Origin of the sequence: Streptomyces sp. NPDC059003 (genome assembly GCF_042740445.1) — a bacterium.
Lineage (GTDB): Bacteria > Actinomycetota > Actinomycetes > Streptomycetales > Streptomycetaceae > Streptomyces.
Genome location: NZ_JBHYJH010000058.1, coordinates 39,459 through 51,935 on the forward strand (window position 1 = coordinate 39,459; position 12,477 = coordinate 51,935).

Annotated in this window: 11 protein-coding genes; 6 read left to right on the forward strand and 5 right to left on the reverse strand. The window is 73.2% G+C overall.

Annotation, left to right across the window (positions count from 1 at the left end):
• Positions 1–82 precede the first annotated feature (82 nt).
• The 4 genes from ACFWZ5_RS21250 to ACFWZ5_RS21265 all read right to left on the reverse strand — a co-directional run bounded on the left by ACFWZ5_RS21250 (position 83) and on the right by ACFWZ5_RS21265 (position 4,095).
• Positions 83–1,153 carry a mechanosensitive ion channel family protein gene (locus tag ACFWZ5_RS21250; RefSeq protein ID WP_384792927.1) on the reverse strand — a complete coding sequence of 357 codons (1,071 nt, stop codon included), beginning with the start codon at positions 1,151–1,153 and terminating at the stop codon, positions 83–85.
• A gap of 135 nt (positions 1,154–1,288) precedes the next feature.
• Complete coding sequence (locus ACFWZ5_RS21255) at positions 1,289–2,188, reverse strand: hypothetical protein (RefSeq protein WP_384792930.1); 900 nt, start codon at positions 2,186–2,188, stop codon at positions 1,289–1,291.
• On the reverse strand, positions 2,185–3,213 hold the full coding sequence (locus ACFWZ5_RS21260) for an SPFH domain-containing protein (protein WP_384792933.1): 1,029 nt from the start codon (positions 3,211–3,213) through the stop codon (positions 2,185–2,187). The genes ACFWZ5_RS21255 and ACFWZ5_RS21260 overlap by 4 nt, the downstream gene beginning before the upstream one ends.
• 72 nt (positions 3,214–3,285) lie before the next feature.
• Positions 3,286–4,095 (reverse strand): SAM-dependent methyltransferase, encoded by an 810-nt coding sequence (locus ACFWZ5_RS21265; RefSeq protein ID WP_384792936.1) that lies wholly within the window; start codon positions 4,093–4,095, stop codon positions 3,286–3,288.
• Positions 4,096–4,347: 252 nt separating this feature from the next.
• Here ACFWZ5_RS21265 and ACFWZ5_RS21270 point away from each other — a divergent pair, with 252 nt between their 5' ends.
• From ACFWZ5_RS21270 to ACFWZ5_RS21295, 6 genes are all read left to right on the forward strand, one after another.
• Positions 4,348–5,475 carry an ROK family protein gene (locus ACFWZ5_RS21270; RefSeq protein WP_384792939.1) on the forward strand — a complete coding sequence of 376 codons (1,128 nt, stop codon included), beginning with the start codon at positions 4,348–4,350 and terminating at the stop codon, positions 5,473–5,475.
• Between the two features lie 78 nt (positions 5,476–5,553).
• Entirely contained in the window at positions 5,554–6,816 is a 1,263-nt protein-coding gene (locus tag ACFWZ5_RS21275; RefSeq protein ID WP_384792942.1) for an ABC transporter substrate-binding protein, read from the forward strand.
• Positions 6,816–7,760 carry a carbohydrate ABC transporter permease gene (locus ACFWZ5_RS21280; RefSeq protein WP_384792945.1) on the forward strand — a complete coding sequence of 315 codons (945 nt, stop codon included), beginning with the start codon at positions 6,816–6,818 and terminating at the stop codon, positions 7,758–7,760. Before ACFWZ5_RS21275 ends, ACFWZ5_RS21280 begins: the two co-directional genes overlap by 1 nt.
• The gene (locus ACFWZ5_RS21285) at positions 7,753–8,646 is read left to right on the forward strand and encodes a carbohydrate ABC transporter permease (protein ID WP_384792948.1); all 894 of its coding nucleotides are present in this window, start codon (positions 7,753–7,755) and stop codon (positions 8,644–8,646) included. The genes ACFWZ5_RS21280 and ACFWZ5_RS21285 overlap by 8 nt, the downstream gene beginning before the upstream one ends.
• Before the next feature lie 82 nt (positions 8,647–8,728).
• A complete protein-coding gene (locus ACFWZ5_RS21290) occupies positions 8,729–9,745 on the forward strand; it encodes a Gfo/Idh/MocA family protein (RefSeq protein ID WP_384792951.1) in 1,017 nt (338 codons plus the stop codon).
• Positions 9,742–10,761 carry a Gfo/Idh/MocA family protein gene (locus ACFWZ5_RS21295; protein WP_384890936.1) on the forward strand — a complete coding sequence of 340 codons (1,020 nt, stop codon included), beginning with the start codon at positions 9,742–9,744 and terminating at the stop codon, positions 10,759–10,761. The genes ACFWZ5_RS21290 and ACFWZ5_RS21295 overlap by 4 nt, the downstream gene beginning before the upstream one ends.
• A gap of 144 nt (positions 10,762–10,905) precedes the next feature.
• On the opposite strand, the gene ACFWZ5_RS21300 is transcribed toward ACFWZ5_RS21295, so the two are convergent.
• Positions 10,906–12,339 carry a hypothetical protein gene (locus ACFWZ5_RS21300; protein WP_384806921.1) on the reverse strand — a complete coding sequence of 478 codons (1,434 nt, stop codon included), beginning with the start codon at positions 12,337–12,339 and terminating at the stop codon, positions 10,906–10,908.
• Between the last annotated feature and the right edge of the window lie 138 nt (positions 12,340–12,477).

The following is a 12,477-nucleotide window of genomic DNA, read 5'->3' on the forward strand; positions in this document are numbered from 1 at the left end:
CATATGCGACTGAATTTGCTCCTATACGGGCCGTTCGCACCCCCTAAAGAGCCACTTATGCAAGGGCTTTCGGGAACTCCGCTCACGCCCGCTGGTGCGGGATCGGCGCGACCTCCACGGGCAGTTCGCCCTGCCGCACGGTGACCGTCCGCGTCGGCGCGGGGACGGGGATGCCCTCGGCGCGGTAGCGGCGGTGCAGACGCTTGATGAACTCGTGCTTGATCCGGTACTGGTCGCTGAACTCCCCGACGCCCAGGATCACCGTGAAGCCGATCCGGGAGTCGCCGAACGTGTGGAAGCGGATCGCCGCCTCGTGGTCGGGCACGGCGCCGGTGATCTCCCGCATCACCTCGTCGACGACCTCGACGGTGACCTTCTCGACGTGGTCGAGGTCGGCGTCGTACCCGACCCCCGCCTGCACCATGATCGACAGCTCCTGCTCGGGGCGGGTGTAGTTGGTCATGTTGGTGCCCGCGAGCTTGCCGTTCGGGATGATGACGAGGTTGTTGGAGAGGTTGCGCACCACCGTGTTGCGCCAGTTGATGTCGACGACATAGCCCTCCTCGCCGCTGGTGAGGCGGATGTAGTCGCCGGGCTGCACCGTCTTCGCGGCGAGGATGTGCACGCCCGCGAACAGGTTCGCGAGGGTGTCCTGCAGCGCGAGCGCCACCGCGAGGCCGCCCACGCCGAGCGCGGTGAGCAGCGGCGCGATGGAGACGCCGAGCGTCTGCAGGACGACGAGGAAGCCGATCGCGAGCACCACGACGCGCGTGATGTTGACGAATATGGTCGCCGAGCCCGCGACGCCGGAGCGCGACTGGGCCAGGGACTTGACGAGCCCCGCCACGATCCGCGCGGCGGTGACGGTGGCGGCGAGGATGAGGAGTGCCGTGAGCACGAGATTGACGTTGCGTCCGGTGCGCGGCGTCAGCGGCAGGGCCGTGGCCGCCGCGGCCAGGCCCGCCGCGATCGCGGCGCACGGCAGGAAGGCGCGCGCGGCGTCCACCAGGACGTCGTCGCCGCCCCACTTCGTCCGGCTCGCGCGCTCGCCGAGCCAGCGCAGGGTCGCCCGCAGCAGCAGGGCCGCGGCGAGTCCGGAGAGCGCCGCGATACCGGCGATCGTCAGGTCGTGCAGGGTCAGGGCTCGGTCCATCAACGTTCTCCCGTGGTCGGCCGGTACGCTCCCGTGGTCGGTGCCACCTGCCCCGACACGGCCGCCCATCCTGCCCTACCCGCGTGCCCCCTCGGCACCGGGCCCCACCTGCGATCTTGCCGACCGGGGGCGGGCTCAGCCGACGAGCCGCAACGCGACCCCCGACACCCCCACGCGCACGCTCTGCCCCCACCCGATGCCCACCGCGTCGCCCTCCATCCCGTCCCCGAAGGCCACGAGCCGGTCCGACTCGGCGGTGAGCCACAGCCGCTGATCCCCGGTCAGCTCCCCGCGCACGAGGGACGTGCCGGTCGCCGGGGACGGCCACGCCTCCCGCACGAACCACAGCAGCCGGGCCTCCCGCGGCGCGGGCAGCCGGAGCCCGCCGTCGCCCTGTCCCCACAGCGACCGCAGCCAGCCGGTCGCCCCGGTCCCGGTGCCGACGAGGACGCCGGAGGAGGCCTGGGCCTCGGCGGCGTCCTGGCCCGCGCCGGAGCTGAGCCGGTACCGGGCGGTCTGGTGGCCCGCCGCGCCGACGTAGATCTCGTTGAGGGCGCGAAGGCATTGGCCGTCGTCGGTGACGGCCTCCACCATGGTGAGCTCCTCGGCCCCGGCCGCGCCGGCCGCCGCGTGGGGCAGCAGCTTCGCGGCGTCGGCGGGCCGGTGCCGCACGAGCACGCCGGGGTTGCGGCCCGGCTCGGCGTCGATGCCCAGGACCGGCTGGCCCGTCAGGTACTTGGCCGCGTTGGCCACCAGCCCGTCCTGCCCGACCACGACCACCACGTCCTGAGGCGCGAACAGGAACCGGTCGAGATCGGCGCGCTCCACCCGCGTCTGCCGCCAGCGCAGCGGCACCGCGGCCGCGACGTCGGCGAGCGCGCGGCGCGTACGGCGGTGCCGCCCGGCGACCTCGTCGATGTCCCGCCCCCGCGAGCCCAGGAAGAACGCGGCATGCCCGTGCGTTCCATGACGGGCGATCAGCTCCTCGTACTCGGTGACGCGGTGCACGAGCACGGCGCGCGGCGCGAGGCTCATGTGCGGTCACCGCCTGCCGCGGTACGGCCGCCCCCGCGCCCGAGGCCCGCGAGCAGCGCCGAGATCACGTCCGGTGAGACCGTCACGCTCTCGACGCGCGGCATGTTCTCGGCGAGGCGGGTGGCGGCGAGGGCGTGCAGGGTCGTGGTGTCGGCGTGGGCGTGGGCCGCGAGCCAGGACGTCTGGGCCGCCGCGCGGGCCTCGCCGACGGTGCGGGCCGCCTCCGCCTCGGCGCGGGCGATGCGGACCGTGCGGGCGGCCTCGGCCTCGGCGCGCACGGCGTCCGCGGCGGCGTTCTCCTCGGCCTCGCGACGCGCGTTGGTGCCGCGCTGCTCCACCAACCGCTCCTCCTGGCGGGCCAGTTCGATGCGGCTCGCGAGCTCGTTCTCGGCGATGGCGCGCTCGCGCTCGACGGCCACCGCCCTGCGCTCGTACGTGGCCCGGTCCGCGTCCTGCTGGACCCGCTCGCGCGCGGGGGTGCGCAGGGCGCGCTCCACCTCGGGCTCGGGCCGGACGGCGACCACGCGGACGGCGACGACCTCGATGCCGGTCGCGGGCAGCCGGGGCTCGGCGCCAAGCCCCTCGGTGATCCGCTCGCGGACCGCGCCGACACCGTCCGCGAGGGCCGCCGCGAGCGGTGTGCGGGCCAGCACGTCCAGGGCGTGCTGCTGCGCGGACTCGGTGAGCAGTGTCGACAGCTGCTCCAGCGGGGCCGAGCGCCAGGCGCCGGTGTCGGGGTCGACGGAGAAGTCGAGGCGGGCCGCCGCGAGCGCCGGGTCGCCGATCCGGTACGTCACCGTGGCCTGCACGGTGACGTCCTGGAAGTCGGCGGTGCGGGCGTGGAAGACGACCGCCAACTCCCGGTCGTCGACCGGTATTTCTGACAGTGCGGCGCTCAGCGGCCGGAACCAGAAGCTGAGCCCGGGGCCGTCGTGGACGAGCTTGCCGTGCTGGTGGTGGCGGATGTGGGCCGTGGGGGCTGAGCGCAGGTGGCGCAGCCCGAGGCGCCGGGTGATGTCGGCCATGAGGAGCCCTCCCGTTTTCGTCAGTACGACGATATTGGGCGAGCCCTCTTATCGTCAAGATGACGGAAATGCTTACGGCTTGCGCGCCACCCCCGCGTACAGCGGCACCGTCCGCCCTTCCCGCACCTCGCCCACCCCCAGCTCCGGCCGCCAGTCCGGCGGGGACACCAGGCCCGGCGGCAGCAGGTCGAGCCCCGTGAAGAACCGCTCCGTGGCCGCCCGCGAGCGCGGCACGAGCGTGACCCCGCTCTCCACGTACCGGTCCACGGCCTCCTTGACCCAGCTCAGCTCCACGTCGCCCGCCACCTGCGAGAGCACCAGATGGCTGCCGGGCGCGAGCGCGTCCACGAGGTGGGCCACGATGTCGTACGCGCCCTCCTCGTCGCTGACGAAGTGGATGAGCGCGACGAGCGAGAGGGCCACCGGCTCCGTGAAGTCCAGGACGTCCGCCGCCAGTTCGAGGATCCGCTCCGGATCGCGCGCGTCCGCGTAGAGGAAGGCGGTGTCGCCCGCCGGGGCCTCGGCGAGCAGGGGTGCGGCGTGCGCGCGGACGACCGGGTCGTTGTCGACGTACACGACCCGCGCGTCGGGGCAGACACCCTGCGCGATGGTGTGGAGGTTCGGCTCGGTCGGGATGCCGCTGCCGATGTCCAGGAACTGGCGGATCCCGGCCGGGCCCGCCAGGTGACGCGTGGCGCGCTGCATGAACCACCGGTTGTGCCGCGCGCCGTGGACGGCGGCCGGGTCGAGCGCGACGATCCGCTCCCCGAGCTCCACGTCCGCCGGATAGTGGCTGGTGCCGCCGAGGAACCAGTCGTAGACGCGGGCGGGGTGGGGCCTGCCGGTGTCGGGGCGTTCGGCGGCGGGAGGGTCTGCGGCCATGCGGCAACTCCTCGGACGGTGGGCGGCATCGGGGCCCGAGCGCTCTCGGGGCCGGACCCGAGACCGTACCGGGCGTGGCCCGCGCGCCGCCCCGGAGCGCGGCGGGCGGCTCGTCCGCCTGTTCGGGAAAGTCCGTGCGCGGGGTCTTCCCGGCGCCACCGCTTTATGCAACTCTCCTCCCGAATCCCGGTGTTGGGCGGGCCGATGCCGTCCACCGGGCCGCTCCTTCACGCCTTTCGGAGTGCAGAAGTGATGCGTAAACGGACGCGCGGCCACGACCTCGCCGATCTGCGCCGGCTGAACACGACGGTCGTCCTGCGCGCCCTGCACCGCCGCAGCCCCCAGACGCTCGCCGAACTCGCCACGGGCACCGGCCTCTCCCGGCCCACCGTGGAGGCGGCCCTCGAAGAGCTCGGCGGGCAGGGCCTGGTCACCGAGGCGGGCGTGGGGGAGCGGGTCCGGGGGCGCCCCGCGCGGCGCTTCCGCTTCCGCGGCGAGGCCGGGCACGTCGTCGGCGCCGACATAGGGCTGCACAAGATGGTCCTGCTCCTCGCCGACCTCGGCGGCACCGTGCTCGCCGCCGAACGCGCCGACATCGACCCCGGCCTCGGCGGCGGCCCCCGGCTCGCCTTCCTGCGCGGCCGCGTCGACGCGTTCCTCGACGCCCACGGAGTGCGCCGCGACACCGTGCTCGCCCGCTGCGTCGGCGTCCCCGGCGTCGTGGACGCCGGCGGCTACATCACCTCCGTCGTCGTACCCGAGTGGTCCGGCGTCGACCTGGTCCGCCTCCTGGCCGACGGCGAGAGCGGCCACACGCTCGTCGAGAACGACGTGAACCTCGCCGTGCTCGCCGAGCGCTGGCAGGGGGCCGCGACGCTCGCCGGGGACGTGGTGTGCGTCCTCACCGGGTACCGCGTCTCGTGCAGCCTGACCATCGGCGGGCGGCTGCACCGCGGCGGGCGCGGCGGCGCGGGCGAGCTCGGCCTGCTCCCGCTGCTCGGCATGAACACCGCCCACGAGGCCCTCACCTGGCCCGGCGCGCGCCGCTCCGGCGAGTCCGAGGTCGCAGCCCTCGCGCGCGCCGCGGACACCATGGACCCGCGCGCCCTCGCCGCCATCGCGGACTTCGCCGACCGGATCACGCCCGGCATCGCGGCCCTCGCGCTCGCCGTCGACCCGGAGCTCGTCGTCCTCACCGGCGGCGCGACCCCGCTCGGCGCCCACCTCGTGCCGCTCCTCGAAGAGCGGCTGCGCCCCCTGACCCTGCACGTCCCCCGGATCGCGCTCAGCTCGCTCGGCGAGCGCGGCGTGGCCCTGGGCGCCGTGCGCAAGGCACTCGACCGCGTCGAGGAGGAACTGCTCGCGGACCCGGCCGACTAGCGGCCCCCGGCGGCCCGACCTCTCCGAAGCGGCGCCGCACCCACCTCCCCCGAACCCCAACCCGAAGCGGAGGCGCGCATGCACAGGAGGACCCTCCTCCGCTCCGGCCTTGCGGCGGCGTCGGCACCCGTGCTCGCCGCCTGCTCGGACCGGGGCGGCGGCACCGGAAGCGGCGGCCGCACCACCCTGTCGTACGGCATGTGGGACCCGGCGCAGGTGCCGGGCATGAAGCAGATCATCGCCGCGTTCCACGAGCGGAACCCGGACGTCGACGTACGCATCGAGCTGACGCCCTGGGCCAGCTACTGGACCACCCTGAAGACCTCGATGCGCGGCGGCACCGCACCCGACGTGTTCTGGATGAACGCCGTCAACTTCCAGCTGTACGCGGCCAACGGCGTCCTGGAGCCGCTGTCCGAGCACATCGAGCGCGACCGGACCCCGGTGGACCGCCACCCCGAACAACTCGTGAAGCTCTACGCGTACGACGGCACCCAGTACGGCCTGCCCAAGGACTTCGACACCATCGGCCTCTGGTACAACAAGGCCCTCTTCGACAAGGCGGGCATCGCGTACCCCGACCCCACCTGGACCTGGGACGACCTGCGGGACGCCGCCGCCGAGCTGACCGATCCGCGCGAGCGCGTGCACGGCTTCGCCGCCGAGATGCAGCGCCAGATCGTCCTGTACCCGGCCGTCTTCGGCGCGGGCGGCTACGTCCTGCGCGACGGGCACTCCGGGTTCGGCGACGAGCGGTCCATCGAGGGCCTGCGCTTCCTCACCGACATGATCGACCGCGGCTGGTCGCCGCCGCAGAGCGCGATGGTCGAGAACGTCGCCCGCGTGCGCTACTGGTCGGAGAAGACCGCCATGGTCTACGACCTGTCGGCGATGGCCGGGCAGATGTACGCCGTGCCCGCGCTCAAGGACCACGGCGGCGTCACCGTCCTGCCCAAGGGCCGCCGCCGGGCCACCGTCATCCACGGCCTCGCCAACGTGATCTCCGCCAAGAGCGACAGGAAGGCGGCGGCCTGGAAGTTCGTGCACTTCATGGCGGGCCGCGAGGCCGCCGAGATCCAGGCCAAGTCGGGCGTGACGATCTCCAGTTACGCGGGCACGCAGGACGCCTGGCTGAAGTCGATGCCCGAGTTCGACCTCAAGTCCTTCATCGACATGGAGGAGTACGGCGTCCCGTACCCGAGCTCGAAGAACACCGCCGTCTGGGAGAACCTCCAGTACCCGCTCCTCGGCGCCGCGTTCAGCGGCAAGGGCGGCATCGAGGACGCGGCCCGCACCCTCGGCGAGCAGATGGACCGGGCCCTGAAGGAGGAGCGCGCCTGATGAGTGTCTTTCCGGCGACGGCGGCCGCGCGGGCCCGGGGGCGCGGGGCCCCCGCGGCGGGCGCGCGGCCGAAGTCGCGCAACGAGAAGGCCGCGTACTGGTTCATCGCCCCGCTCGGCATCGGCTTCGCCGTCTTCTACTTCTGGCCGATGATCCAGACGTTCTACTTCAGCTTCACCGAGTTCGGCCCCTTCGGCGGGCACACCTGGACCGGCGGCGACAACTACGCGCGCGTCGTCCGCGACGTCACCGTCTGGCAGGCCCTCGGCAACACCCTGATCTACTGCGGCATCGGCCTGACCGCGCTGCCCGTCGCGATCGTGGTCGCGGCCCTGCTCAACCGGCGGGGCCTGCGCGGGGTCGCCGTCTACCGCGCCCTGTACTTCGTGCCGTTCGTGACCCTGCCCGTCGCCGTCGGCCTGGTCTGGAACTGGCTCTACAACGGCGACTTCGGGCTCCTCAACGAGGTGCTCGGCTGGGTCGGCGTGGACCGCCACTACTGGGTCTCCGACCCGTCGACCGCCGTCTTCGCCATCGGGGCCGTGATGGTCTGGTCGACCACCGGCTACTACTTGATCATCTTCATGGCGGGCATCAAGGGCATTCCGCAGGACTACTACGAGGCCGCGGAGCTGGACGGGGCGGGGGTGTTCCGGCGCTTCTTCACCATCACGCTGCCGCTGCTCAGCCCCACGATCTTCTTCGCCTCCGTCATCTGCATGATCCAGTCCCTGCAGACCTTCGACCTGATCTACATCATGATGGCCGAGCGGAACCCGGCGGTCGGCGACACCCAGTCCGTCGTCGGCCTCTTCTACAAGTGGGCGTTCGTCGAGAACGCCCAGGGCGCCGCGGCAGCCCTCGCCTTCCTCCTGATGCTGCTCATCGCGGCCCTGACATACCTTCAGTTCCGGCTCCAGAAGAGGTGGGTGCACTATGGCTGACGGCACCGCGGCCGAGCAGGCCGAAGGCACCGCGGCCGGGAGCAACGGGTCCGCCGCGCGCCCGCGACGGTTCGACCCCGGCTCCGTCGCCACCCATCTGGCGCTCTCCCTCGGCGCGCTCGTGATGGTCTTCCCGTTCCTGTGGCAGCTGCTCACCGCGCTGAAGTCCCTCGCGGAGGTCTCCCGGGTCCCGCCCACGTTCCTGCCCGACGACTGGAACGCGTCGAGCTTCGACGAGGTGTTCACCGCCCTGCCGTTCCGCGAGATGCTCACCAACAGCGCGCTGAACACCCTGGGGCGCACCGCGGGCCAGCTCGTGTTCTGCTCGCTCGCCGCCTACGCCTTCGCGCGCATGCGCTTCCGCGGCCGGGACGTGCTGTTCGGGCTCTTCCTGTCCGTCCTGATGGTGCCGAGCTCGCTCCTGGTCCTGCCGCAGTACGACATCATCCAGCGGCTCGGCCTGCTCAACTCGGCACCGGCGCTCTTCCTGCCCGGCATGTTCAGCGCGTTCGGCACCTTCCTGCTGCGGCAGGCCTTCCTCGCGCTGCCCAAGGAGCTCGAGGAGGCCGCCCGCATCGACGGCGCGGGCTCCTTCCGGATCTTCTGGTCCATCATGCTGCCGCTGATCCGGCCCGCGCTCGCCGCCCTCGCCGTCATCACCGGCATGGCCGCCTGGAACGACCTGCTGTGGCCGCTCATCGTCAACACCGACCCCCAGGCCATGCCGATCAGCGCGGGCCTGACCTCCCTGGAGGGCCAGTACGAGACCAACTACCCGGTGATGATGGCGGGTTCGCTGATCGCGAGCCTGCCCATGCTGCTCGTGTACGTCTTCCTGCAACGCCACTTCGTACAGAGCGTGGCCGCCACCGGATCCAAGGGCTGACCCGCGCCCGCCCGACGACCGACAGACCCGCCCGACGACCGACGGATCCGCCCGACGACCCACAGAAAGGACCGCACCCTCCATGCCACCGCTTCACATCGGCCTGCTCGGCGCGGGCGGCATCGCCCGCGCCCACCTCCCGGGCTGGCTGGACCTGGGCGCCACGGTGAGCGTGCACACCCACGACGGCTCCGCCGAGAAGCTCGCCGCCGAGTACGCGGAGCGCGGTCACGACGTCACCGCCGTGCCCACGCTCGACGACCTCCTCGCCCGCTGCCGCGCCGTCGTCATCTGCACCCCCACCCCCACCCACAAGGACCTCGCCCTCGCCGCGATCGGCGCGGGCCGGCACGTCGTGTGCGAGAAGCCGCTCGCGCTGACGGTCGCGGACGCCACCGACATGGCCGCGGCCGCTGACGCGGCGGGCGTACGGCTGCACCCGGCGCACGTGGTGCGCTACTTCCCGGCGTACGCGGCCCTGCGCGAGGCCGTCGTGCGGGGCGAGGTGGGCGCGCCCGCCGTGCTGCGTTTCACGCGGGGCGGAGCCCGGCCGCAGTGGGCGCCGTGGTTCGGCGACCCCGCCAAGTCCGGCGGCGTGATCATGGACCTGATGGTGCACGACCTGGACATCGCCCGCTGGGTGGCGGGCGACGTCGTCCGCGTCCACGCGCAGACCCGCGGCACGGAGCACGCCACGGGCACCCCGGCCGAGGTCGTCACCGCCACCGCCGTACTCACCCACGCCTCCGGCGCGATCAGCCACGTCAGCGGCCTGTGGGGGCTGCCGGACCAGCCGTTCCGCACCACGTTCCGGGTGGCCGGGGCCGACGGCGTCCTGCACCACGACTCGGCGGCCGTGCCCGGCTTCCGCATCACCGCGCAGGGCGTGCGCGCCCCCAACGAGGGCATCCCGTCGTCCCCGATGACGGAGAGCCCCTACCTCAGCGAACTGCGCGAGTTCGCCGCGTCCTGGGACGACCCCGACGTCGTACCGCGCGTCGGCGCCCACGACGGCATCGCGGCCGTCCGGATCGCGCGCGCCGCGATCGAGTCCAGCCGCACCGGCCGCGCCGTCGCCCTCGCGGAGGTCACACGATGAAGGTCGCCGTCCTGTCGTTCGCCCACGTCCACGCGGCCACGTATCTGCGCCTCCTTCGCGACATGCCGGGCGTGGAGGTCCTCGGCAGCGACCCGGACACCGCCCTGGCCGCCCCCGGCGAGTCCCGCGGCCGCGCCGTCGCCGAACCGCTCGGCGTCCGGTACGCCGACACGTACGAGGAGGCCTTCGCCTGGCGGCCCGACGCGGTGATCGTGTGCTCCGAGAACGCCCGGCACCGCCCGCTCGTCGAGCGCGCCGCCGCCCACGGCGTCGACGTGCTGTGCGAGAAGCCCCTGGCCACCACCGTCGCGGACGGCGAGGCGATGCTCGCGGCGTGCCGCGCCGCCGGAGTGCGGCTCGCGGTGGCCTACCCGGTGCGCTTCAGCCCCGCGTACGCGGCGGTGAAGCGGGCCGTCACGACCGGCGGCACCGGCCGGGTCCTCGCCGTCTCCGGCGCCAACAACGGCTCGATGCCGACCGGCGCCCGGCGCTGGTTCGCCGACCCCGAACTCGCGGGCGGCGGCGCCCTGATGGACCACACCGTCCACATCGCCGACCTCCTCGACGACCTCTTCGCCGCCCGCGCGGTGGAGGTGTACGCGCAGACCAACAACCTCCTGTACGAGGGTGAGGTCGCCGCCGAGACCAGCGGCCTCGTCACCGTCACCTACGACAACGGCGCCGTCGCCACCATCGACTGCAGCTGGTCCCACCCCCGCTCCCACCACTCCTGGGGCGGGCTCCACCTCACCGTCGTCGGTGAGCGCGCCACCCTGGAGATGGACGCCTTCGACCAGCAGGTCCACGGCTTCAGCGAGCGCCGTCGCACGGGGCTCGGGCTGCCGTTCGGCGTGGATCTGGACGAGCGGATGCTGCGGGCGTTCCTGTTCGGGGCGGGGGCGGGGGCGGGGGCGGACGGGATGGATGTGGCGGATGGGGAAGGGGGGTTGCGGACGTTGCGGATCGTGGCGGCGGCTTATGCGTCGGTGGGGGTGGGGGGTCCGGTGCGGGTGTAGGTGCCTCGCGGGGCGCCCCAGGCCCGCCCCTTCACCGAAACCAGGGGGCTGCGCCCCCTGGACCCCCCTTCGGGTGCGGGTGTGTGGGGGTTGCTCGCGCAGTTCCCCGCGCCCCTTCGGGGCGCGTTCCCTGACCTCTGTCGTTCAGGAGCTGCCTTCCGCCAGCTTCCACTCTCGGTGCAGGGTGCCCAGCGGGATTCTCTTCTCGAAGACCGGTGTGCCGAAGATCTTCAGATGGAACAGGAGTGCTCCGGACAGGTCCATGCCGCCGGCCACCAGCCAGTGGCCCACGGCCTTGCCGGTGCCGTCGCTCGCCCCGGTGGCGCGGGCCTCGGCCTCGCCGCGCAGGTACGGCGCCAGCTCGGCCGTCACGCCCGTGACGCCGTAGAGGCCGACCGTGGCCTCCGCGCCGAGCGTGGCCTTGACCTTGCCCGCCGCCTCGACGCGGGCCTTGACCGGCGACGCCTTGATGTCGGACTCGCTGACGGCGTGCCAGCCCCGCGCGCGGCTGTAGCTGCCGCCGACCCGGAAGTCGCCCTTCACGTTCTCCTTGACCTCGACGCTGACCCGGCCGTCGGCGTCCACCGCGACGTAGCAGGTCAGGTCGAGGTTGACCACGACAGGGACGGGGCCGACCTGGATGACAGGGTCGGCGTGCAGCTTGGCGAACGGCATCCGCAGCGGCTTGCCGTCGGGGGTGTGGGCGGCCGCCCGGCCCTTCAGCTGCCACTGCGAGGACCAGTCGCCGGACAGGCCCAGATAGGCACCGCCCGGCGCACCGGAACCGCCCGTTCCGTCGTAGCCGAACTCGACCTCCGGTGCGAGCTGCACGAAGCCCGACACCGACGCGGCCGCGCTGGCCGGGGCGTCATCGGCCGTGGCGATCCCGGCGCCGACGTCAAGGCGCAGACTGCCGAGCGGAACGCTCGTGCCGTGCGGCCCCGACCGCGCGCCGCCCGCCTTCGACCACGACACCTTGACGCCCTTGACCAGCGGCTCGACGTCCATGGAGGCCGGGTCGACGGGCACCTTGCCCTTGGCCTCGGCGGCGCCGAGCACCGTGTCGAGCGTGGTGGGGGCGGTCTTGACCTCGGTGCCGCGTTCGCTCGTACCGAGCACGTGGGTGACCTTGGCGAGGACGCCGTCACGGGCCCCGGGCACCGGCCCGCTGGCGATGACGTCACCGACGGCGAGGGAGCCGCGCACCCTCGTCTTGTCTGTGGGCGTCTTGTCCGTGGGCGTCGGCTTAACGGGCCGGGTCGGCGCCGCGACGACGGCGCGGCCGCTGCGGCGGTCGAACGACGTGATCTTCAGCGCCGACTTCCGGGCGGGACGGCCACCGCTGGTGGCCCCGGCGACGGCGGTCGGGGTGGCCGAGGCCACCGGGCCCTTGCCGACGGCGAGTTGCCCGGCGGAGCGGGGGCCGGGGTCCGTGGGCGCGGAGGTGCTGGTGCGCGCGGGAGCGGCCTGCCCGGCGCCGGACGGCTCGGGCGACGACCCCGGCGCCGAGCAGCCCACGGCGAGCAGAGCCAGGGCGGTGAGAGCGGGAAGTAACGCGGTCCGTGGGGACGTGAACACGATGGCTGATCCTCGGAGCGGAGACACAAAAAGGGAGACACAAAAAGACGGCCGCTCCCCGGAGTTGGACTCGGGAGCGGTCGCTACATGATCATGTCATGCGCGGGGAACTCCTCAGCCCGTCCGGCGTTTGAGGAC